We start from the raw sequence: 22,089 nt of genomic DNA, 5'->3' as shown, positions 1-22,089 counted from the left end.
ATTCATCTATGAAAGACACTTACTCGATAAGCGTGATGAAATATGCGACGAGCGGTTAATTGTACTCAGTTTGTAGCTTTACTTTAATAAAGACGCCCTGTAATTACTGTAGCCGAATAAAGTAGCTGGGAATGCCTGAAATGAAAATCCCCTGCTGTTTGGCAAATGCATAAACAGCAGGGGAGACGATAATTGGATGAATATCATACCAATGTGGAATTACTTCTTCCGGCGGTGAATCACGTTGATCGCATAGCCGACGAGCATGGCCAAAACGATGATGATAAAGCCGAGCAGGGGATTGTCGTTCATAGGGTCCTCCTATTTTCCGAGCGGGGAGAATTCGTCGACGATGAGGTCGAGGCATTGTGGAAGCGCGCGGGCTCCAAAGACGCCCGAATTGCTGGAGATAATCTCGCCATCGAACTGCATGCCCAGCGACGGGGTGCAGGTGATCTTGGCTTCCTTGGTCTGGATGATCTTGAACTGCGGGCGCCCGAGTACCTTGCCGGCGGGGTCGAGTGCGGCGGTGATCACGGTAGGTAGCAGCTGCACGGTGCGCACGGGTTCGATGACCGCAATGTCGACCATGCCATCGTTCATACGGCAGTCGGGGAACAGGTTGATGTCGTTTTGGATGACCGAGGTGTTGCCGGCCATGCAGCAGATGCCGTCGAGCTCCTCGACAATGCCGTCATGCTCAATCGTAAAGTGCGCCACCGTGGGATTGGGCGTGGCGAGCGCGGAGAGGAAGTAGGCGATCTCGCCGATGTCGTTTTTGGTGGGGGCGGCCTTCATCATGATCTCGGCGTCGAAGCCCGAGCCGGCGATGATGATAAAGCCGTGGCGCTTCTCGTTGCCGTTCTCGTCGAGCCAAAAGAGCTCACCCATGTCGACTTTGACCGTGCGACCGGCACGGCAGGCCTTGGCGAGCGCCGCTGCCTCGGGGGCATTGCCGATGTTGTTGAAGAACAGGCAGGCTGTGCCGGAGGGGAAGACGAGCGTGGGGACACCGCACCCGCGCATCTGGTCGAGCACGTTGGAGACGGTGCCGTCGCCGCCCGAAACGACCACGCGGTCAAACTCGCGCACGTCTGCCACGGCATCCTCGGGCTCCATGCCATCGCCGATAAAACGCATCACGACCTCGTCGCCGCCCTGCGCGAGGGCGTGCGTGAATGCGTAGATTTCATCTGAGCTGGGGCCCGATGCCGGGTTGTGGATGATAAGGCAGCGCATACTTACGTTCCCGTTCTGTGACTAACCGAGTATAGTTGTAAGGCAATGCCGATATCCTACCCGTGTTTTTCGGGCCTAACCTTATTCGATGGGTTGATATGTACATTTCCACACATCAGGCTCTACTCGACTTTTGCCAGCGCGCCCGTGAGTTCGACGCGATTGCCGTCGATACCGAGTTTTTGCGCGAGCGCACGTTCCATCCGCGTCTATGTTTGGTTCAGATTGCCACCCCTGCTGAGAGCGTCGCGGTCGATCCCCTGGTAATCGACGACCTATCGCCGCTGGCCGAGCTTATGGCCGACGAGAGCGTGACCAAGGTCTTCCACGCGTGCTCGCAGGATATGGAGGTCATGCTCCATACCGTGGGCGTGCTGCCACGACCGATTTTCGATACGCAGGTCGCCGCCGCCTTTTTGGGCGAGCGCCAGCAGATTTCGTATGGCGCGCTTGTTCAGACGTTCTGCGGCGTATCGCTGCCCAAGACCGAGTCACTGACCGACTGGTCGCGCCGCCCGCTGACCGATAAGCAGATTGAGTATGCGATCGATGACGTCAAGTACCTGATCGTCGCCTATACCGAGATGATGAGCCGCCTGCGCGAGCTGGGCCGTGTGGACTGGGTGCTCGACGAGCTGCGCCCGCTGGCTGACGAGTCGCACTATCGCGCCGATCGCCACGAGGCGTTCCGCAAGGTCAAGCGCATCAATTCGTGCAGCCGTCATCAGCTGGGTATCGCGCGCGAGCTCGCCGCCTGGCGCGAGGACCGCGCCGAGCGCCGTAACATCCCGCGCAAGTGGGTCATGTCCGACGACACGCTGCTAGCGCTCGTTAAGCGCAATCCCGTGCGCGTTGAGGAGTTCCGTAGCATTCGCGGTACCGATCAATTGGGGGAGCGCGACGTGGACGGTGCGCTCATGGCCATCAAGCGCGGTGCGAGCTGTCCGCACGATCGCCTGCCGCTCTTGGTGCGCGGACATCGTCAGATTTCGCCGGAGCTGGAGAGCGTGACTGACCTTATGTATGCGCTTATCCGCCTGGTTGCCGAGCGCTCAGGCGTTGCGACCTCGGTCATTGCCTCGCGCGATGACCTGGCCGACTACATTGAGCATCCCGAGCAGAGCCGCCTGCGCGAAGGTTGGCGCTTTGAGCTTGTGGGCTCGCGCCTAGACGATCTGCTTTCCGGCAATATGGGGTTGACGGTGAAGGACGGCAAAATCGAGCTCCTGTAGGGAAGCCTAGCCGGTTGAGTGGGTAAAATGCCTCCAACGTGTAACTCGACTCGGAGGAATTCGCATGCCTTATTACTATGGATACGGCTTTGGCATCGACCCGCTGTACCTGCTGGTTGTTCTTGTCTGCACGGTGCTTGGCCTTGCCGCACAGAACTATATCAACTCGACGTACAAAACCTGGTCCAAGGTTCGCTCGGACGGCGATACGGGTGCCACAGTCGCTCGCCGCATGCTCGATGCCAACGGTTGTAGCGCCGTGGGTATCAAGGGTGTCGCTGGCGAGCTCACCGACCATTACAACCCGCAGGACAACAACCTGTATCTGTCGGATGCCAACCGTTCGGGCGGTTCGGTCGCAAGCGTTGCCGTCGCCTGCCACGAGGCGGGCCATGCCGCCCAGCGTCAAAGCGGCTATGCCATGATGAAGGTGCGTACCGCCCTCGTGCCGGTCGTCAACTTTACCCAGAACACCTGGACCATCGTGTTACTCTTGGGCCTGTTTATGAACATCGCGGGACTCACGACCCTCGCACTGATCTTCTTCTCGTTTAGCGTGCTGTTCCAACTGGTTACGCTGCCGGTTGAGATTGATGCCAGCCGGCGTGCCGTGGCGTATATTGAGCAGTCGGGTATGAGCTCCAAGCAGGTCAACGGTGCCAAGAAGGTGCTGACGGCCGCCGCGCTTACCTATGTGGCTGCGGCGCTCACCTCGATTATTCAGCTGCTCTATCTTATGGCTCGCTACAACAGAAACTCCAACCGATAACAAATGGGACAGGCAGGCGCCGCGGGGATTCGTGTCCCCGCGGCGCTGTACTATGTGTTGGACTTGAATTTGCGCAGGGCCGGAGCCCATGTGCACGATGACGAAAGGAGGCTGCGTGGCGGGCTGGAATCTAACCGGCAATGCCGTTTCCGCCGAGTTCGACGGTTCGGACGATCAGGAGCGCAAGGAGCTCAGCGTGAGCCAGGCGGTGGAGATCGCCGCCGGCGCGCTCGATGCCATTCCGCAGCTGAGCGTTTTGGGCGAGGTCACGGGTTTTCGTGGTCCCAACGCCCGAAGCGGCCACTGCTACTTTCAGATCAAGGACGACTCGGCGGCCGTCGACTGCATCATCTGGAAGGGCGCCTATCTCAAGCGCACGTTCGATCTGCGCGACGGCATGCAGGTGAGCTTTAAGGGCAGCTTCAATCTCTATAAGGCCACGGGCCGCATGAGCTTTGTCGCTCGCTCGTTTTCGCTGGCGGGGGAGGGTCTGCTGCGTCAACAAGTGGCGCAACTGGCCGAAAAGCTACGCCGCGAGGGCCTGATGGACGAAGCGCGTAAGCGCCGCATCCCGGTGTTTTGCTCCCGCGTGGCGGTCGTTACCTCGCTTTCGGGTGCCGTAATCGACGACGTCAAGCGCACATTGCGTCGTCGCAACCCGCTCGTCGAGCTCGTCTGCGTGGGCGCTAAGGTTCAAGGCGAGGGTGCGCCGGCCGAGCTTATTGAGGGCCTGCGCCGTGCCGCCGCCATCACGCCAGCGCCCGACTGCATCTTGCTGGTGCGCGGCGGCAGCTCCTTCGAGGACCTCATGACCTTCAACGACGAGGAGCTTGCCCGTGCGGTGGCGGCTTGTCCTGTGCCCGTGGTGACCGGCATTGGCCATGAGCCCGATACCTCGATTTGCGACATGGTGAGCGACCGCCGCGCCTCCACGCCCACGGCGGCGGCAGAATCGGTGGCGCCGGCTATGACGGAGTTGGCCGATGTGCTCGAGGCGCGCCATCAGCGTCTGGGTGCCGCGATGGCATCGATGATTGGGTCGAATCAGGTTGATCTGGAGATGCTCGACCAGCGCGGTCGCCGCGCCTGGGATACCTATACGGCCCGCTTGGGCGATGCGCTCGATGCGGCTGCGTGCCGCCCGTGCCTCAACGACCCAACGTTTATGGTCGAGCGTCGCGAGTCTGAGCTTGCCCTGACGGCCGATCGCCTGTCGGGCGCCATAGTACGCTCGGTCGGGACATTCCGCTCCAACTTTGAGCGCCTGCCCGAGCGTCTGGTTGCAAGCACCTCGGGGCTCGATGGCAAGCGCCATGCGCTCGCGCTTGCGAGTTCCCGTCTGGAGCATCAGGGGCGCACGATGCTCAACAAGCCCGCGTCCGACCTGGGCCGTGCGGCAGCCTCGCTAGATGCCCTGTCGCCGCTCAAGGTGCTTGCCCGTGGTTATTCCATCGCGTACAGCGATGATGGGGTGGCCACGAGCGCCAAGACCTTTAAGGCCGGTGACGCCATCCGCGTGCGCATGGCAGACGGCAACGTGACGGCAACGGTCGATACGGTCGAGTAGGCCGCGTTTCATAGCGATAAACCTTTAGGAAAGGAAACAGATATGGCAGAGAAAACCCCGGTCGAGCAGCTTACGTACAAGCAGGCTTCGCAGGAGTTGGAGCTCATCATCCGCAGCTTGGAGTCGGGCGATATGGAGCTCGAGGAGTCGCTCGAGAGCTATACCCGCGGCGTCGAGCTCCTCAAGAGCCTGCGCACCCGCCTGTCCGATGCCGAGCAGAAGGTCTCGGTGCTTCTTAAGGACGTCGACGGCAACGACGTGCTCGCCGACGGCGAAGCCGCCAACACCGACGACAACCTCTCGTTCTAACCATCCCGACCAAATATAATTACCTTGGTCTGTGAGAAAGGAACCAACCATGTGCGATTGCATCTTCTGCAAAATTGCCAACCACGAGATCCCCTCGACCGTTGTCTATGAGGACGACCAGGTCATCGCCTTCGACGACCTCAATCCCCAGGCGCCGGTCCATACGCTCGTGATCCCCAAAAAGCACTACAGCGATATCGCCGATAACGTGCCGGCCGAGACCATGGGTGCAATGGCTCACGCCATCCAGGAGGTCGCTAAGGCCAAGGGCTTGGCGGACGGTTTCCGCGTCATCTCCAACAAGGGCGTCAACGCCGGCCAGACCGTCATGCACTTCCATATGCACGTCCTCGGCGGCAAAAACCTGGGCGAGAACCTCATCTGAGGGCGCTTCTTCCTTGCAATGAAACGGGAGCTCAAGCACCGATAACTTATATATCAACGCAATAAACCCGAGCGCGAGGGCGTTTGGGTTTATTATTGAAGCGTATGTAACCTGGCGGCGCCACACCGCCTGTTAGTAGGGAGACACATGAACGTTCTGGTCGTCAACGCAGGATCTTCGACCCTTAAGTATCAGGTCATCGATACCAAGTCCCACAAGGTGTCCGCAAAGGGCTCCTGCGAGCGCGTCTGCTTTACCGGCGGTACCTTCACCCACGCTGCCAACGGTTCCAAGAAGGTGACCGAGAACATCGAGTTCCCCGACCACAAGGTCGCCATCGAGGTCGTTCTGAAGGACCTCGAGGCCAACGGCGTCAAGATCGAGGGCATTGGTCACCGTATCGTTCAGGGTGGCTGGTACTTTGGTGATTCCTCCCTCGTCGACGAGGACGTCCTCGCCAAGATCCGCGAGGTCGCCCCGCTGGCGCCGCTGCACAACAACCCCGAGGCCAACGTTATCGAGTACTGCCTGGAGCAGTATCCCGATCTGCCCAACGTTACGGTCTACGACACCGCTTTCCACTTCAACATGCCCGAGGTCGCCAAGACCTACGCCCTTCCCAAGGATGTTTGCGACAAGCTGCACATCCGTAAGTACGGCGCCCACGGCACCAGCTACCGCTACATCTCCAAGAAGGTCGCCGAGATGACCAACGGCGAGGCCCGCAAGGTCGTCGTGTGCCATATCGGCTCCGGCGCTTCCCTGTGCGCCATCGAGGATGGCAAGTGCATGGACACCACCATGGGTCTCACCCCGCTCGACGGCGTCATGATGGGCACCCGCTGTGGCTCCATCGACCCGGCTACCGTGTGCTACCTGCAGCGCGAGGGCGGCTACACCTTCGATGAGGTCGATGAGATGATGAACAAGAAGTCCGGCCTTTTGGCCGTGACCGGCGGCAAGACCAACGACTGCCGTAACGTCGAGGAGCTCGCCGCTGCTGGTGACCCCGAGGCTCAGCTCGCCTTCGATATGTTCGTCTACAAGATTGCCGCCAAGGCTGCCGAGATGGCTACTTCTATGTGCGGTATGGACACGCTCGTCTTCACCGCCGGCATCGGCGAGCACGCTCCGGCTGTCCGCGCTGGCGTGGCCGACCGTCTGGCCTTTATGGGCGTCAAGATGGACCATGCCCGTAACGCCCTGCGTGGCGATGGCGCTTGGTGCCTGTCTGCCAAGGATTCCAAGGTCAAGATTTTCGTCATCCCCACGGACGAGGAGTTCATGATCGCTTCCGACGTCGAGCGCATCGTCAACGGCAAGTAATTGCAAGAGGGGAGGGGCTGGACGACCAAGTGCCGTTCAGCCCCTCTTTTGCGCTCGTTGGGCGATATGCCTGATAGCTATTTATTAAGATGTGATAACTTCTTATTAAAATGCGGTCGCCTTAAGAGGTCTGCGTCGACCGTATTGCACTGCAAAGGAGTCTCATGAACGTACTTGTTGTCAACGCCGGCAGCTCAAGCCTTAAATATCAGCTTCTGGATACCGATACCCGCGAGGTTTTCGCCAAGGGCAACTGCGAGCGTATCGGCTCGGACATGGGTATCTTTGGTCATTCCGAGAACGGTGGCGCCAAGCAGACCGAGGAGGTTCCCTTCCCCGATCATCGCTCTGCTATCGCTTGCGTGCTCGAGGAGCTCGAGAAGACCGACTTTACGATCGATGGCATTGGGCATCGTATCGTTCAGGGCGGCTGGCACTTCGATGATTCCGCAGTTGTCGACGACGAGGTTATGGCCAAGATTCTTGAGGTGGCACCGCTTGCTCCGCTGCACAACTACGGCGAGGCCGCAGCGATTGAGTATTGCCGTGAGAAGTATCCGGAGCTGCCCAACGTGGCGGTCTTCGACACCTCGTTCCACATGACCATGCCCGAGGTTGCCTACACTTACGCCCTGCCCAAGGACGTGTGCGACAAGTATCATGTGCGCAAATATGGCGCCCACGGAACGAGTCATCGTTACGAGTGGATGATGGCCAAGGAGATCCTGGGCTCGCGCTGCCACCGTCTGCTTTCGTGCCATTTGGGTAACGGTGCTTCGCTCGCTGCTATCGAGGACGGCGTGTGCCGCGACACCACGATGGGCCTCACGCCGCTCGACGGCCTGATGATGGGCACTCGCTGTGGTTCCATTGACCCGGCCACCGTGTGCTACCTCCAGCGCGAGGGAGGCTACAGCTATCAGGAAGTTGATGACATGATGAACAAGCAGTCTGGTCTGCTTGCCATCTCGGGCATCTCCAACGACGCCCGCGACATCCGTACACGCGCCTCCGAGGGCGACGAGCGCTGCCTGCTCGCCTTCGATATGTTCGCCTACAAGGCCATGCAGCAGGCCGGCTCCATGATCGCTTCCATGGCGGGCGTGGACACCATCACCTTTACCGCCGGCATCGGCGAGAACGACTGGTCGATCCGCAAGGCCTTCTGCGACTGCTTTGAGTGGCTGGGCGTACGCATCGACAACAACAAGAACCGCGAGGCCGTGGGCAACGGCCCGCAGGTCATCAGCGCCGCCGGTTCCGCCGTCACGGTCATGGTCATCCCCACCGACGAGGAATACATGATCGCCCACGACGTCGAGCGTCTGACCAAGAACAACTAACGCACGCATTTGCAAGTAAACGAAAGGCCTCCAGAGCAACAGCTCCGGAGGCCTTTTTTACTAGCAGGCGGACGGCGGAAACCCCATCCCATTTCGAGCGCAAATACTGGGACACGCTTTCCGGTTGAGGCACGTTGCGGAAAGTGCGACCCACAATAAAGCATAATTCCGTCCCACGGTTTCCCAAACAGGCCCCAAGCGGAAGCTGCATCCCACAATCCGCCTTCAAACCGGGACACACTTTCCGGTGGGCCAGACATCAGACCGCAGCCAACATTTCGGTCCCAAAGTGACCATATCTGCATCGTTTGACCCTCCAGCAACGGCACTCATCCATTCAGTTTTTCAGCGCCAGCTCGTAGCCAAGCCGCCGTCCACCCCAGATACCCTGATTGCTACGTGGCGGTAGAAGGCCGTACGGGCTAACCCCTGAAAACACTCCGCAGACCAGAAACGCCCCCGTTCGTAGCTCCGAAGGAGCAGAACGGGGGCGTTTCATTGGTCGAGGACGTTTTCAGGGGTTAGCCCGTACGGCCTTCGGGCGATGCGTACGCTACTCAGCCATCTGAGCCTGGACGGCGGTGATGGCTACGACACCCACGATGTCGTCGGCAGAGCAGCCGCGCGAAAGGTCGTTGACCGGCTTGGCGATGCCCTGCAGGATGGGGCCGTAAGCGTCGGCGCCGGCGAAGCGCTGGACCAGCTTGTAGCCGATGTTGCCGGCCTCGAGATCGGGGAACACAAGCACGTTGGCCTTGCCGGCAACGGAGGAGCCGGGGGCCTTGAGCTGGGCGACGGTGGGAACGATGGCGGCGTCGAGCTGCAGGTCGCCATCGATGGCGAGCTCGGGAGCCTTCTCCTTGCAGAACTTAACGGCCTCCTGGACCTTCTTGGCGACCTCGCCGCCGGCGGAGCCCATGGTGGAGTAGGAGAGCATGGCCACGTGCGGCTCGACGCTGCCCATAAAGGTGGACCAGGAGTGAGCGGAGGCGATGGCGATCTCGGAGAGCTCGTCGGAGGACGGGTTGATGTTGAGGCCGCAGTCGGCGAAGATCAGCGTACCGTCGGTGCCGAACTGCGGGGTGTCGGTGCACATCACGAAGAAGGCCGAGACCAGCTTGGTACCCGGGGCGGTCTTAAGGATCTGCAGCGCGGGGCGCAGGGTGTCGGCGGTGGAGTGGCAGGCGCCGGAGACCAGGCCGTCGGCGTCACCCATCTTGACCATCATGGTGCCAAAGTAGGTGGCGTCCATCACCTGGGCGCGAGCCTGCTCGATGGTGACGCCCTTCTTGGCGCGGAGCTCGGCAAACTTCTGCGCGTACTCCTCGTGCTTCTCGGCATTGCGCGGATCGATGACGGTGGCGCCGGGAACGTTGATCTCGTCGGGGTTGCCCAGGATGACGATCTTTGCCAGGCCCTCCTCGATGATCTTGGTGGCCGCGACGATGGTGCGCGGATCCTCGCCCTCGGGCAGGACGATCGTCTTAAGGTCGGCCTTGGCGGCAGACTTCATACGGTTAAGGAAATCGCTCATGTTACTCCTTACAAGCGTTTCACTAAGCTCCAGGCGCCCGGCTGTTCACGAATAAACCCGCTGCTAGCGGGTTTACCTTTCAATTATGTACGCCGCGGTGCTTGAGCTTTCCTTGTGTGGCAAGCTCATTATAGGACGCATTAGCGCTATAATCGCTCTGATAAATATGTCTCGAAGAATGTTCGAGAAAAGCCCAGCTAACGAGCCCGTGGCTTTTGACAAGGAGTATCGATGCAGATTACCTCAGGCCTGCCTGAAGGCTTTAACGCCGGCGCGTACGACATGATTGTCGTCGGTGCTGGATATGCCGGTGCCGTTTGCGCCCGCCGTCTTGCCGAGACCATCGGCTATCGTGTTGCCGTTTTGGAGCGCCGTAGCCACATTGCGGGCAATGCCTATGACTGCACTGACGAGGCCGGAATCCTGATCCACGAGTACGGTCCGCATATCTATCACACCTTTAACGAGCGCGTGCACAATTTCCTGTCGCGCTTTACCAAGTGGACGGATTATCAGCACAAGGTGCTCGCCAACATCAACGGCACCCTTATGCCCGTGCCCTTCAACCACGCGAGTCTCAAGCTCGCCTTTGGTGACGAGCGCGGCGAGGAGCTGTATCAGAAGCTCGTGGAGACCTTTGGCAAGGATGTCAAGGTGCCCATTATGGAGCTGCGTAAGAAGAACGACCCCGACTTGGCCGAGGTCGCTGATTACGTCTACGAGAACGTCTTTTTGCATTACACCATGAAGCAGTGGGGCCAGACGCCCGACCAGATTGATCCCTCGATCACCGGCCGTGTTCCCGTCTTTGTGGGCGATGATGACCGCTACTTCCCGCAGGCTCCCTTCCAGGGCATGCCGCAGGACGGCTATACCGCGCTGTTTGAGCATATGCTCGACCACGATCTGATTGATGTGTTCTGCGACGTGGACGCCCGCGACCTCTTCGAGATCGACGAGACCACCGTCAAGATCGACGGTAAGGTCTATGGCGGCGAGATCGTCTACACCGGTCCGCTCGACGAGCTGTTCAATCTCGACCTGGGCGCCCTGCCGTACCGTACGCTCGACATGAAGTTCGAGACGCTCGATATGGATCAGTTCCAGCCCGTGGGCACCGTCAACTACACCACGAGCGAGGATTACACGCGCATCACTGAGTTCAAGAATATGACTGGCCAGGTCCTGCCCGGCAAGACCACCATCATGAAGGAATACTCCAAGGCCTATACGCCCGGCTCGGGTGAGACGCCGTACTACGCCATTCTTGAGCCCGAGAACCGTGAGCTCTATGAGCGCTATCTTGAGCGCGTCCAGAACCTGACGAACTTCCACCCGGTGGGTCGTCTGGCCGAGTATCGTTACTACGATATGGACGCTGTGACCAATTCCGCCCTCGATCTTTCGGATGAGATTATCGCCTGCCATGCATAAAGTCATAACATTCGGTATTCCCTCGTATAACGCCGCCAAGGACATGGACCATTGCATCACCTCTATCTTGGAGGGGAGCAATTACGCCACCGATATCGAGATTATCGTAGTGGACGACGGCTCCAAGGACGAGACGGCCGATAAGGCCGACGAGTGGGAGGCACGTTATCCCGGTATCATTCGCGCGGTGCACCAGGAGAACGGCGGCCACGGTATTGCCGTCCTTTCGGGTCTGCGCGAGGCACAGGGCACCTACTACAAGGTCGTCGACTCGGATGACTGGCTCGATGCTGCGGCTCTTTCGACTATACTGTCGATTCTGCGTGGCTTTGAAGAGCGTGACCAGCGCGTTGACCTGTTTATCTCGAACTACGTGTACGAGAAGGTTTACGAGGGCACGCATACCGCTATTGGCTACAAATTTGCCCTGCCGCGCAAAAAGATCTTTTCCTGGGATCAGATCGGTCATTTCCGCCTGGACCAGAACCTACTCATGCACAGCCTGTGCTATCGCACGGATGTGCTGCGCGAGTCCAACCTTCCCATGCCGCCGCACACGTTCTATGTGGACAACATCTACGCCTACGTGCCGCTACCGCGTTGCAAGACCATGTACTACGCCGACATCGACCTCTACCGCTACTTTATCGGTCGCGAAGGCCAGAGCGTCAACGAGGCAACGATGGTCAAGCGTCTGGACCAGCAGTTCCGTGTTACACGTATCATGATGGAGTCGTACCATCTGTACAGCGATGTTGAGTCGTCGCGCTTGCGTTCGTACATGATGGGGTACTTCACCATGATGATGGCGATTTGCTCGGTGCTCACCAAGCTTTCCGAGGAAGATTGCGCCGACGAGCGCCTAAAGACGCTGTGGAATGATTTGAAGGCCTATGACGAGCGCATGTATCGTCGTGCCCGCTACGGCGTGGTCGGGTTCTTCACCAATCTGCGCGGTCGTGCCGGTGACAAAACCACACTCGGCCTATACCGTCTTGCCTCAAAGATCTTCAAATTCAACTAGCTGCTGAGTAATCGCTGCTGATAGGTTGACTGGGCCCCTTGGCCTTTAGTTTGCTACTGCGAACAGTCCTGCTCGCACGGAAAGCACATTAAGTGCTTTCCGGCTCGTGCGGAACTTGTATCAAACTAAAGGCCAAGGGGCCTCTGCTATAAGAATCGATTGTCAGGTTATTTGAATTTGAAGATCTTCGACGCGCGGTACACAGGGGCCTGGGCTGAAAAGAATCTGGTTGGTAGGTTGCCCGGTGGGGCTTGGTTATGTTTGTCGCGAGTTCCGCACGAGCCGAAGAGCACTTAATGTGCTCTTCGTGCGAGCCAGGACTGTAGAGCAGCAAACATAACCAAGGCCCACCGGGCAACCGGACGAGCTAGTTTACTTTGCGGCACCGGGGATGCCGTGGGAGGTTTTGGCGGTTTTGGCTCCGTTTACGATGGCAGTTTCCAGGGCCCTTACTGCGAGCATGCCCAGCAGGTCTAGGGGAACGGTGGCGCTTGCCTGGGCGCCCAGTTTGCCGCTGGCGAGGGTGTAGATAGTGTCGCCGTCGTTGGTGGTGTGCGTGGGACGGATGGCGTGTGCGTAGGCGTCTGCGGCCATCTGGGAGACCTTGGTGGCTTGTGCCTTAGTGAGTTCCACGTTGGTGACGATGCAGCTGATGGTGGTGTTGGTGCGGTCGAGCGGCATCTGCATGGATCCGGCGGCGGCAAAGGCTGCGAGTTCCATGTCGACGATCTGGTCGCTATCGGCTGCGGCGCGCATGCCGGAGACCCACTCGCCGGTGAAGGGGTCGACAACGTTGCCGCAGGCGTTGACCGAGACCACGGCGCCCACCTTGATGGGGCCGAGTGCCACGGCGGCAGCTCCAAGGCCGGCCTTCATGCAGGTGGCAGGCCCCATGAGCTTACCCACGGTAGCGCCCGTGCCGGCGCCTACGTTGCCCTGTTCGAGCTTGGTGGGGGTGTGGTCGAGTGCTTCGCGCACGGCGGCGATGCCGGCCTCAATGTCGGGGCGCACGGTGGGGTTACCAAAGGCAAGGTCGAAGATACAGCTGGAGCACACGATAGGCACCTGCGTGGGGCCGACGGGAAGGCCGATGCCGCGGCTCTCAAGCTCGCGAGCGACGCCGCTTGCAGCTTCGAGGCCAAAGGCCGATCCGCCCGAAAGGCAGACGGCGTGGACCTTGTCGACGGTGTTCTCGGGTCGTAGCAGGTCGGTCTCGCGCGAAGCGGGAGCGCCACCGCGTACGTCAACGCCGCCGGTGGCGCCCTCGGGTGCCACGATTACGGTGCAACCGGTGCCGGCCTCCTCGTCCGTATAGTTGCCATAGCAAAAGCCATCGACATCGCAGACGTCAATGGCCTCGAGCAGTGTATCCATGTTTAACTCCTATCGGTTTTCCGCCGCGCCTTGTGCCCGGTCGGGATCCGTACGGTACGCCAAAATTGTAGGCGCTGGGGAATACCCAGCGCCAGATGCAATTACGAGAGTTTTTGAATCGCGCGCGCGACGCGGGCGATGGGTAGGCCCACTACGTTATAGAAGTCGCCCGAAATATCGTGCACGAGCATGCGGCCGCCTGTGCCCTGGATGCCGTAGGCGCCTGCCTTATCCATGGGCTCACCCGAGGCAACGTAGTGCTCGATCTGCTCGTCGGTGAGCTCGTAGAACGTCACGTCGGTCACATCGACAAACGACAGGCTCTCGGCGGCATGCGGGGCGGCCGTATCGCCTGCCTTAACGATGCAGACGCCGGTTGCGACCTGGTGCGTGCGGCCCGAAAGCTCACGGAGCATGGTGCGCGCCTCGTCCTCGGTTGCCGGCTTGCCCAAAATCTTGCCGTCGAAGGTGACGATGGTGTCGGCCGCGACGGTCAACTCATTGGGCTCGGCATACTCGGCAGCAACGGCAGCCGCCTTGGCGCGTGCCAAGCGCTCGACAAGCGTGAGCGGGGGCTCGCCATCAAAGGGCGTTTCGTCGATATCCGCGGGAATCACGCGAATGTTGTAGCCTGCCTCGCGCATCAGCTCTATGCGGCGCGGCGATTGGGAAGCCAAAATCATAGTTGGATGCCCTCGGCGACCTTCTCGACGGCCTTGTCGCCGGCGAGCGTGCGCAGCAGCTCCAATGCAAAGGGGAGTGACTGTGCCATGCCGCTGGCAGTGATGATGTTGCCGTCTTGCGTGACCTTCTCGCCAGTATAGGCGCCTTCGGGGAAGCTTTTCTCAAAGCCAGGGAAGCACGTGGCGTGGCGCCCCTCGAGTAGGTCGAGCTCGCCCAGGATAAACGGGGCGGCGCAGATGGCGGCGACGTGCTTGGTCGCGGCGAACTCGCAGACCACGTCGCAGACACGCTGATCGGCGCGCAGGTTGGTGGCACCGGGCAGGCCGCCGGGCAGCACGACGCAGTCGTACTCGTCAAAGTTGATCTCATCAAAGAGCGCATCGCAGGTCACGGGGATCTGCAGCGAGCTTACGACCTCACGCGTGGGCATAATCGAGACGAGCGTGGCACGCACGCCGCCGCGACGCATGACATCGACCATGGTCAAGCATTCAATAGTTTCAAAGCCATCGGCGGCGAGAACGGCAACGCTGGGCATGAGGGTTCCTTTCATAGGCGGCATACAATTAGCCGTCTTATACCCCGAAGACCTCCGCTTGCCACGCTCGATTTCCCAATGATTTTTCTGAGCAATGATTAAGTGGCTAGTTGCGCCTAAGGTGGACGACGGTCTCGCAGTGGAAGGTTTGTGGGAACAGGTCGACTGGCGTGATCTTTACGGGGGAGAAGGTGCCTTCTTCGACAAAGCGTTTGAGATCGCGCGCCAGGGTGGCCGGGTCGCAGCTCACGTAGGCGACATCGTGGGCACTCGTGCTGGCGATAAGGTCGATCGCTTCGGGGGCGAGGCCTGCGCGCGGCGGGTCGACCACCAAGACGTCGGCATCCTGGTCGGGGAACTCGCGCACCGCGTCTCCGCCAATGACGTCGACGTTATCAAGCTTGTTGATCTCCAGGTTACGGCGCAGGTCGCGCACGGCGGGGCCGTAGGCCTCGACGGCGGCGACAAAGTCGCAGCGGCGGGCGAGCGGCAGGGTAAAGGTGCCGGCACCGCAGTACAGGTCCACGGCAAGCTCGTCTTCCTGCGGATCGAGCGTTTCCATGACAAGCTCGATCAAAATCTCGGCACCCTTGGTGTTGACCTGGAAAAAAGACGGGGCAGACAAGCGCATCTGACCCTCGGCGATATTCTCGGTCCATGAGCCCTCTCCGGCGAGCATTTCGACCTTGGAAACACGGCGGGCCTTCTTTTCGCCCTTGCTCATCACGCGTACGACACTTGTGGGGTGCGCGGCGTCTGCCAACACGCGCGAGACTTGCGAGCGCGGGAAAGAGCCCGTAGGCGTCCAGAGCGCCACCTCGAGTGCCTTGGTGCGACGCGAGGCGCGAATGCCCACGCGCTCAAGGCCCAGGTCGTGGCTGCCGCTCAGATAATTGAGCGCGCCGACGACCGATTTGAGTGCCTTGGGGAAGCGTTTGTCGAACAACGGGCACGAATCGACGGTCACGATCTTGCGAGGATCGACACCGTGCATGCCAAGACGCACGCGGCCGTTTACAACGGTCGGCTCGAGTTCGATTTTATTGCGGTAGCCCCAATCATCCTTGGTGTGGCGGATGGGTTGCACCAGTTCATCGACTTGATCGGGGCTGAACTTGCCGATACGCTCGAGCGTGGAGCGCAGATTTTGCTCCTTGGCGGCGAGCTGTGCCGTGCGTGAGAGATTGCCCCACGAGCAGCCGCCGCAGATGCCCACGAAGGGGCAGGGAGACTGAATGCGATCGGGGCTTGGCTCCAGAATCTCGGTGGTGCGGGCACGCATGAACGACTTGCCGTCCTGTACGACCTCGGCCTCGACGGTGTCGCCTGCCACGGCGCCCTGCACAAAGACGGCCTTGCCGTTGTCGGCGTGTGCCAGCCCGTCGGCGCCGTAGGTCATCGATTCTATAGTGAGCTTCATATTCCTGCCTGTCATTCGCGTTGTTGTTCGCACCATGGTAGCAGGGAAAAGCGCCCCGCATCCGAGGCTTTCCTCAAATGCGGGGCGCTTCTACAAACTGCCTCTACAAACGACTATTTCGTCTTGCCGGTAATGAGCGTCTTAAGACCCAGGCCGATCAGGCCCAGGCCTATGCGCACGCGACCGGGGCGATGGCGCTCGATGGCCTTGGTCTTGCCGGCGGGCTTATCGCGACGGGCGCTCGTCTCGGATACGGGCTTGGTGACCTGCGGCTCGGGCTGAGGTGCAGGTGCAGGTGCAGGCTCGGGCTCAATGACGGTCGCCTGGAACTCTTGGACCTTGGGTGTGGTCGGCTGCGGATCAGGAGCTGAGGCGGGCTTTGCCTCGGCGGCGGGCTCCGGAGTCGCGGTAGCGGGCTCGGGCGCTTTCTCCATGGCGGGCTCTGCGGCAGCCTCGGGCTCATTCACCGGGGGAGCGGCAACCGCTTCCGGTTTGGCGGCTGCCCCATGTTCAACCTCGTCCTGAATAGCTTCTTCGGCCACACGTTCCTTCTCCTGTGCGCGCTGCTGCGCGGCGGCCTCGGCGTTGCGATAGGCACGCTCCAGTAGAGCTTCCTGCGAGTTGAAGGGTTTCTCACCCTCTGCACACTCCACGGGGACCCAGGTGCCGTCGCTCGTGAGGCTGCGGGCCTTCACGTTGTCCTGCAGCTGCATGCCCATGTACTCGTGTACCAGGGCGCGGCAGGTGGGGTCGAGCACGGGGAAGGCGATCTCCACGCGGTGCTCGGTGTTGCGTGTCATCATGTCTGCTGAGCTCAGGTAAACCATGTCCGAGTCCACGCCAAAAGCGTAAACACGCGCGTGCTCCAAAAAGCGTCCGACGATGGAGCGGACATGCACGTTCTCGGTCTTGCCCGAAACACCGGGCTTGAGGCACGAGATGCCGCGGATGATCATGTCTACGCGCACGCCGGCACACGATGCCTCGGCGATCTTGTCGATGACCTCGCGGTCGGTCAGCGAGTTGAGCTTAAAGAACACGCGGGCGGGCTCGCCGGCAAGGGCGCGCTGAATCTCGCGGTCAAGCCCGCGCATGATGAGCGGTTTCAGTCCGACGGGCGCCACACCCAGGAAGCGGTAGTCGCCGCGCAGGTTGCCCAGCGACAGATTGCGGAAGAACAGGTTGGCGTCTTCACCGATGCCGGGATGGGCTGTCATGAGCATAAAGTCGCTGTAGAGTTTGGCCGTCTTCTCGTTAAAGTTGCCGGTGCCCAAAAGCGTGAGGCGGGTGAGCGCCATGCCCTCGCGATAGGTGAGCTGGCAGATCTTTGAGTGGCATTTAAAGCCCTCGGAACCATAGATGACGGTGCAGCCCGCCTCTTCCAGACGCTCGGCCCACTCGATGTTGTTCTGCTCGTCAAAGCGGGCACGAAGTTCCATGAGCACCGTGACCTCTTTGCCGTTCTCGGCAGCATCGATCAGCGACTCGCACAGGCGGCTCTGCTTGGCCACGCGGTAGAGTGTGATGCGCAGCGAGATGCACTCGGGGTCGTAGGCGGCCTCGTGCACCAGATCCAGGAAGGGGTTCATGGCCTCGTAGGGATAAAAGAGCAGCTTGTCGTGCTGCAGCACCTGTTCGCGGATGGAGCGGGTCATATCGATGGTGGGGTTGGGCTGCGGCTTAAACGGCGTAAAGAGGAGCTCGTTGCGCAGGTGCTCGGGAATCTTGCCCTCAATGCCAAAGACGTAGCCCAGGTCGAGCGGGATATCGCAGGTAAAGACCGAGCGGCGCGAAAGCTCGAGCGCCTTGCGGATGGTCTTGAGCGTCGCCTTCTCGAGCGACCCCGAGACCGCGAGCACTACCGGCTGCAGACGCAGGCGCTTCTTGAGAATGCGCTTCATGTGCTGGCGGTAGTCCTCTTCCTCTTCGACGCCCTCGCCGTCCGGATCGATGTCGGCGTTGCGGGTGACTCGGATGAGCGCGCGGTCGAGTGGCTTGTAGGAGCCAAAGCAGCTGTCCAGGCAGGCGAGGATGACGTCCTCGAGCAAGATGTAGGAGTAGGTGCCGGTGGGCGAGGGGATCTCGACCACGCGGTTCATCGAGGCGGGAATCTCGATAAGGCCCAGCAGGCTCTCCTCGTCGGTGGCGCCGTCCAGACCACAGGCCAGATAGAGCGCGCCGTTGCGCAGGTTGGGGAAGGGGTGGCGAGGATCGATGACCAGCGGCGAGATGACCGGCGACACGTAGGCCTGGAAGTAGCGGGTTACAAAGGTGCGCTCCTCGGGCGTAAGCGAATCGATGTGGGCGCGGTGAACGCCCAAGGTGTCGAGCTTGCCCTCGATGCTCTTAAAGATGGACTCCCAACGGGTAAGGAGCCCGGGCATTTCGGCCATGACAGCATCGACCTGTTCGGAGGCGGTCATATTGCTCTTGTTGTCGACAGGTTGTTTTTTGAGCTCCGCCAGATCGGACAGGCCGCCCACGCGCACCATAAGGAACTCGTCGAGGTTGGACTCGAAGATCGAGACGAACTTTAGTCGCTCGAATAACGGAACGGTTTCGTCGAAGGCTTCGTCGAGCACGCGGTTGTCAAAGCGTAGCCAGCTGAGCTCTCGGTTTTGCGTGTACGAGAAGTCGCGCGGCGGTTTGCGCAGCTTTGCGGCGGCTTGCTTCTTTTCGATTTTGCTCGGCATATGCATCTGTCCGTTCAGTCCCCACAAGGGACGGTAGCCTAACACTAATCACTATTGTCTCAATTTAGTCGACCTGTGGCACGGACGCATCGCACGAACGGTATCTTTACCTACTTCTTACGCTGCCAAGGCATGCAACTAACTGCCCAACTCGTTTAGAAACAATCTATATCCATACTCAATTGGTGAGGATGTATGAATAAGAATGATTGAGAGCTGAATACAATCGAATCCAAATTGAATCATGAACAAACGACATATATATGCAGAAAACCGTTTTAGCTATGCAATTCCTAAACATGAAAATATTTGTGCAATCTAGCTTAATTCCTTAGAAAAAAGAACATTTACCTTTGAAAACCTGCTTTAGAGAACCGAAGTGCATCATGGGGGAATCATATGAGATATACCGTTCATCGCACTTTGCTGACCGTTCGGGGGCGAGGTGGAATTGCAGGTGGTTTTTGGATATAACTAGAGCTGTCAGCAAGCAGCGTCCCATACGGAGGGGCGCTGATACATTCGGCCAGTAAGGCCCGAAAGAAAGGTAGGAGGCCATGACGAAAGGTCTGCACGTGCCTTCCGAGATCGGCAAGCTCAGGAAGGTCTGCCTGCACCGTCCCGGCGACGAGCTCCTCAACCTGCCGCCCGACGAGCTCGAGCGACTCCTGTTCGACGACGTCCCGTTCCTGGAGGTCGCGCAGCAGGAGCACGACACCTTCGCCCAGATCCTGAGGGACCAGGGCGTGGAGGTGCTCTACCTCGAGAACCTCGTCGCCGAGGTGTTCGACCAGGTCCCCGGCGCCCGCGCCGAGTTCACCGACCAGTACATCGCCGAGGCCGGCATCCGCGGCCAGCACATGCCGCAGATCGTCCGCGAGAAGCTGGACTCCATCGAGGACAACCTCGAGTTCGTCAAGAAGACCATGGCCGGCATGACCAAGTCCGAGATCGACATGCCCCTCACGGCGTCCACGACCCTCGACTCCCTGGTCAACTCCGAGTCCGAGTCCGACCTGATCATCGACCCGATGCCCAACCTCTACTTCACCCGCGACCCGTTCGCGGTCATCGGCGAGGGCGTCAACCTCAACCGCATGTACTCGGTCACCCGCAACCGCGAGACCCTGTACGGCAAGTACATCTTCAAGTACCACCCCGACTACAAGGACGTCTCGCTGTACTTCCGCCGCGACTGCCAGTTCCACACCGAGGGCGGCGACGTGCTGAACATCAACGAGAAGACCCTCGCCGTCGGCATCTCCCAGCGCACCCAGGCCGCCGCGATCGACGTCATGGCCCAGAACATCTTCTGGAACTCCGACTCCAAGGTCGAGCGCATCCTGGCCTTCGACATCCCGGTCTCGCGCGCCTTCATGCACCTCGACACGGTCTTCACCCAGATCGACGTCGATAAGTTCACGATCCACCCCGCCATCATGGGCACCCTGCGCGTCTACGAGCTGACCGCCGGCAAGAACCCGGGCGACGTGAACATCCGCCTGATCGAGGACACCCTCGAGCACGTCCTGGAGGACGCCACCGGCGTCGACCAGGTCAAGCTGATCCCCTGCGGCGGCGGCGACCCGATCGCGGCCTCCCGCGAGCAGTGGAACGACGGCTCCAACACCCTGTGCGTCGAGCCCGGCAAGATCTGCGTCTACGCCCGCAACACCGTCACCAACGACGTGCTGTACAAGGAGGGCCTGGACCTTCTCGTCGTGCCCTCCGCCGAGCTCTCCCGCGGCCGCGGCGGCCCGCGCTGCATGAGCATGCCCTTCTGGCGCGAGGACCTCTAAGGTCTTTCAGGACCCGTACAGGTCATAATACATACATCTAGCTGCAATTAGATGTCTCCCATTGGGGCGGTGCGGGTTTTCGCACCGCCCCAATCTTGTATGAGGGACGTCAACACGATTGGATGACTGCTTTTGTAAGGAGCTTGGCCATGGACATCAAGACGATTGGCGTTGAGGAATGGCTCAACGTTTGGGAGAAAAGTGCCACGTGGGACATCGCCCAGTCGACGATCTCGTCGCTCACCATGGGCGAGCTGCGCGCGCTCGATGAGCAGGACGGCGCCACGTTCTACGAGCGCTTGGACCGCGAGAAGATGAACTACGGCTGGATCGAGGGCTCGCCGGAGTTTAAGGCCGTGGTTGCCAAGCTGTATCGTCGGGAGGTCAATCCCGACCACATTCTGCAGACCAATGGCTGCACGGGTGCGAACCTCAACGCCATCATGGCCGTGGTCGAGCCCGGCGACCACGTTATCGCCGAGTGGCCCACCTACGCACCGCTCTACGAGATTCCGCGCACGCTGGGCGCCGAGGTCGAGTATTGGGAGCTTCGCGAGGAACTCGGCTGGAAGCCCGATATCGAGGAACTCAAGCGCTTGGTGCGCCCCAACACCAAGCTTATCTGCATAAACAACGCATCGAACCCCATCGGTACGGTGCTCGATACCGATATGCTCGGCCAGATTGCCGAGATCGCCCGTTCGGTGGGCGCCTACGTGCTGTGCGACGAGGTGTATCTGCCGCTCGAAAACACTGAGTCCTTTATGTCGATGGTCGACGTGTACGAGAGGGCCATTGTCACCAACTCGTTGTCGAAGACCTATTCGACGCCTGCGGCCCGCGTGGGCTGGGTCGTGGCCGACGAAGAGGTGTCCAACCGCATCCGTACCTATCGCGATTACACCATGATCTGCGGCGGTGTGTTCAACGACGCCTTGGCGACCTATGTGCTTGAGCACAAGGACAAGATCCTCGAGCGCAATCGCAAGATCGTGTTTGGCAACCGCGATATCGCGCAGGCTTGGATCGATACGCAGCATCGCGTTTCCTGGACGGCCCCACAGGGCGTGTCTACCTCGTTTATCCAGCTGGATATTCCCGAGGACGACGAGGAGTTCTGCAAGCGCCTGCTGTCCGAGAGGGGAGTGCTGCTGGTACCCGGCAGCCGCTTTGAGCTTCCCTGTGGCGCACGCCTGGGCTACTGCGCGAGCGAGGACGTTCTGCGCGAGGGCCTGAGGCTTTTGGGCGAGGCGCTGGCGGAGTTTGATCGCTAGGATTCCGATGATCTTCGAGGGCGTTATCTAAATTGGCCGAAGATAATCGAAAACGGACCCGTTTCCCTAGTGAAGCGGGTCCGTTTTTCTATACCGAGAAGTCAAGTTGTTACAAATGGGGCCGTAAAGCGAGCCGGTATCCGCT

At 60.1% G+C, this 22,089-nt stretch carries 18 protein-coding genes; 11 read left to right on the top strand and 7 right to left on the bottom strand.

Features of this window, described 5'->3' with window-relative positions:
- Positions 1-321 precede the first annotated feature (321 nt).
- Positions 322-1,239, bottom strand: a complete 918-nt coding sequence (locus tag AB5758_RS01540) for a diacylglycerol/lipid kinase family protein (protein WP_055309791.1) — start codon at positions 1,237-1,239, stop codon at positions 322-324.
- Between the two features lie 98 nt (positions 1,240-1,337).
- On the opposite strand from AB5758_RS01540, the gene rnd reads away from it, so the two are divergent.
- The 7 genes from rnd to AB5758_RS01505 all read left to right on the top strand — a co-directional run bounded on the left by rnd (position 1,338) and on the right by AB5758_RS01505 (position 8,170).
- A complete protein-coding gene (gene rnd, locus AB5758_RS01535; RefSeq protein WP_148345575.1) occupies positions 1,338-2,471 on the top strand; it encodes a ribonuclease D in 1,134 nt (377 codons plus the stop codon).
- Positions 2,472-2,535: 64 nt separating this feature from the next.
- On the top strand, positions 2,536-3,240 hold the full coding sequence (locus tag AB5758_RS01530) for a zinc metallopeptidase (protein ID WP_006234314.1): 705 nt from the start codon (positions 2,536-2,538) through the stop codon (positions 3,238-3,240).
- 115 nt (positions 3,241-3,355) lie between these two features.
- Positions 3,356-4,807 (top strand): exodeoxyribonuclease VII large subunit, encoded by a 1,452-nt coding sequence (gene xseA / locus AB5758_RS01525; protein ID WP_368141644.1) that lies wholly within the window; start codon positions 3,356-3,358, stop codon positions 4,805-4,807.
- Between the two features lie 42 nt (positions 4,808-4,849).
- The gene (gene xseB / locus AB5758_RS01520; RefSeq protein WP_006234311.1) at positions 4,850-5,116 is read left to right on the top strand and encodes an exodeoxyribonuclease VII small subunit; all 267 of its coding nucleotides are present in this window, start codon (positions 4,850-4,852) and stop codon (positions 5,114-5,116) included.
- A gap of 49 nt (positions 5,117-5,165) precedes the next feature.
- Positions 5,166-5,501 (top strand): histidine triad nucleotide-binding protein, encoded by a 336-nt coding sequence (locus AB5758_RS01515; protein ID WP_195363649.1) that lies wholly within the window; start codon positions 5,166-5,168, stop codon positions 5,499-5,501.
- Positions 5,502-5,648: 147 nt separating this feature from the next.
- A complete protein-coding gene (locus AB5758_RS01510) occupies positions 5,649-6,827 on the top strand; it encodes an acetate/propionate family kinase (RefSeq protein WP_006234305.1) in 1,179 nt (392 codons plus the stop codon).
- 164 nt (positions 6,828-6,991) lie between these two features.
- The gene (locus AB5758_RS01505; protein WP_117745913.1) at positions 6,992-8,170 is read left to right on the top strand and encodes an acetate/propionate family kinase; all 1,179 of its coding nucleotides are present in this window, start codon (positions 6,992-6,994) and stop codon (positions 8,168-8,170) included.
- A gap of 553 nt (positions 8,171-8,723) precedes the next feature.
- On the opposite strand, the gene pta is transcribed toward AB5758_RS01505, so the two are convergent.
- On the bottom strand, positions 8,724-9,704 hold the full coding sequence (pta, locus tag AB5758_RS01500; RefSeq protein ID WP_117655322.1) for a phosphate acetyltransferase: 981 nt from the start codon (positions 9,702-9,704) through the stop codon (positions 8,724-8,726).
- A 231-nt stretch (positions 9,705-9,935) separates the two neighbouring features.
- Between pta and glf the strand changes: the two genes are divergently transcribed.
- A complete protein-coding gene (glf, locus tag AB5758_RS01495; RefSeq protein WP_022094097.1) occupies positions 9,936-11,138 on the top strand; it encodes a UDP-galactopyranose mutase in 1,203 nt (400 codons plus the stop codon).
- Positions 11,131-12,162, top strand: a complete 1,032-nt coding sequence (locus tag AB5758_RS01490; RefSeq protein ID WP_346965172.1) for a glycosyltransferase family 2 protein — start codon at positions 11,131-11,133, stop codon at positions 12,160-12,162. Before glf ends, AB5758_RS01490 begins: the two co-directional genes overlap by 8 nt.
- A gap of 372 nt (positions 12,163-12,534) precedes the next feature.
- Here the strand turns inward: AB5758_RS01490 and AB5758_RS01485 are convergent, their stop codons facing one another.
- From AB5758_RS01485 to ppk1, 5 genes are all read right to left on the bottom strand, one after another.
- The gene (locus tag AB5758_RS01485; RefSeq protein ID WP_368141646.1) at positions 12,535-13,536 is read right to left on the bottom strand and encodes a P1 family peptidase; all 1,002 of its coding nucleotides are present in this window, start codon (positions 13,534-13,536) and stop codon (positions 12,535-12,537) included.
- A 101-nt stretch (positions 13,537-13,637) separates the two neighbouring features.
- Positions 13,638-14,219, bottom strand: a complete 582-nt coding sequence (locus AB5758_RS01480; protein ID WP_117770115.1) for a Maf family protein — start codon at positions 14,217-14,219, stop codon at positions 13,638-13,640.
- Positions 14,216-14,758: a DJ-1 family glyoxalase III gene (locus AB5758_RS01475; RefSeq protein WP_055287259.1), complete on the bottom strand. Its 543-nt coding sequence runs from the start codon at positions 14,756-14,758 to the stop codon at positions 14,216-14,218. The genes AB5758_RS01480 and AB5758_RS01475 overlap by 4 nt, the downstream gene beginning before the upstream one ends.
- Positions 14,759-14,864: 106 nt before the next feature.
- The gene (gene rlmD, locus AB5758_RS01470; RefSeq protein WP_117770114.1) at positions 14,865-16,193 is read right to left on the bottom strand and encodes a 23S rRNA (uracil(1939)-C(5))-methyltransferase RlmD; all 1,329 of its coding nucleotides are present in this window, start codon (positions 16,191-16,193) and stop codon (positions 14,865-14,867) included.
- 98 nt (positions 16,194-16,291) lie between these two features.
- On the bottom strand, positions 16,292-18,871 hold the full coding sequence (ppk1, locus tag AB5758_RS01465) for a polyphosphate kinase 1 (RefSeq protein ID WP_346965167.1): 2,580 nt from the start codon (positions 18,869-18,871) through the stop codon (positions 16,292-16,294).
- A gap of 557 nt (positions 18,872-19,428) precedes the next feature.
- Here ppk1 and arcA point away from each other — a divergent pair.
- The gene (gene arcA, locus AB5758_RS01460) at positions 19,429-20,670 is read left to right on the top strand and encodes an arginine deiminase (protein ID WP_055309804.1); all 1,242 of its coding nucleotides are present in this window, start codon (positions 19,429-19,431) and stop codon (positions 20,668-20,670) included.
- Positions 20,671-20,819: 149 nt separating this feature from the next.
- Complete coding sequence (locus AB5758_RS01455) at positions 20,820-21,944, top strand: aminotransferase (protein WP_346965444.1); 1,125 nt, start codon at positions 20,820-20,822, stop codon at positions 21,942-21,944.
- The last annotated feature ends 145 nt before the right edge of the window (positions 21,945-22,089 follow it).

Source organism: Collinsella aerofaciens, assembly GCF_040926405.1.
In the GTDB taxonomy this organism is placed as follows: domain Bacteria; phylum Actinomycetota; class Coriobacteriia; order Coriobacteriales; family Coriobacteriaceae; genus Collinsella.
Note: the sequence above shows the minus strand (reverse complement) of the source record. Positions and strands in the feature narration are given on the sequence as shown.

Excerpts from the sequence above, each read along its gene's own strand:
- AB5758_RS01540 (WP_055309791.1), bottom strand. The coding sequence starts at position 1,239 with ATGCGCTGCCTTATCATCCACAACCCGGCATCGGGCCCCAGCTCAGAT.
- rnd (WP_148345575.1), top strand. The coding sequence starts at position 1,338 with ATGTACATTTCCACACATCAGGCTCTACTCGACTTTTGCCAGCGCGCC.
- AB5758_RS01530 (WP_006234314.1), top strand. The coding sequence starts at position 2,536 with ATGCCTTATTACTATGGATACGGCTTTGGCATCGACCCGCTGTACCTG.
- xseB (WP_006234311.1), top strand. The coding sequence starts at position 4,850 with ATGGCAGAGAAAACCCCGGTCGAGCAGCTTACGTACAAGCAGGCTTCG.
- AB5758_RS01515 (WP_195363649.1), top strand. The coding sequence starts at position 5,166 with ATGTGCGATTGCATCTTCTGCAAAATTGCCAACCACGAGATCCCCTCG.
- AB5758_RS01510 (WP_006234305.1), top strand. The coding sequence starts at position 5,649 with ATGAACGTTCTGGTCGTCAACGCAGGATCTTCGACCCTTAAGTATCAG.
- AB5758_RS01505 (WP_117745913.1), top strand. The coding sequence starts at position 6,992 with ATGAACGTACTTGTTGTCAACGCCGGCAGCTCAAGCCTTAAATATCAG.
- pta (WP_117655322.1), bottom strand. The coding sequence starts at position 9,704 with ATGAGCGATTTCCTTAACCGTATGAAGTCTGCCGCCAAGGCCGACCTT.
- glf (WP_022094097.1), top strand. The coding sequence starts at position 9,936 with ATGCAGATTACCTCAGGCCTGCCTGAAGGCTTTAACGCCGGCGCGTAC.
- AB5758_RS01490 (WP_346965172.1), top strand. The coding sequence starts at position 11,131 with ATGCATAAAGTCATAACATTCGGTATTCCCTCGTATAACGCCGCCAAG.
- AB5758_RS01485 (WP_368141646.1), bottom strand. The coding sequence starts at position 13,536 with ATGGATACACTGCTCGAGGCCATTGACGTCTGCGATGTCGATGGCTTT.
- AB5758_RS01480 (WP_117770115.1), bottom strand. The coding sequence starts at position 14,219 with ATGATTTTGGCTTCCCAATCGCCGCGCCGCATAGAGCTGATGCGCGAG.
- AB5758_RS01475 (WP_055287259.1), bottom strand. The coding sequence starts at position 14,758 with ATGCCCAGCGTTGCCGTTCTCGCCGCCGATGGCTTTGAAACTATTGAA.
- rlmD (WP_117770114.1), bottom strand. The coding sequence starts at position 16,193 with ATGACAGGCAGGAATATGAAGCTCACTATAGAATCGATGACCTACGGC.
- ppk1 (WP_346965167.1), bottom strand. The coding sequence starts at position 18,871 with ATGCCGAGCAAAATCGAAAAGAAGCAAGCCGCCGCAAAGCTGCGCAAA.
- arcA (WP_055309804.1), top strand. The coding sequence starts at position 19,429 with ATGACGAAAGGTCTGCACGTGCCTTCCGAGATCGGCAAGCTCAGGAAG.
- AB5758_RS01455 (WP_346965444.1), top strand. The coding sequence starts at position 20,820 with ATGGACATCAAGACGATTGGCGTTGAGGAATGGCTCAACGTTTGGGAG.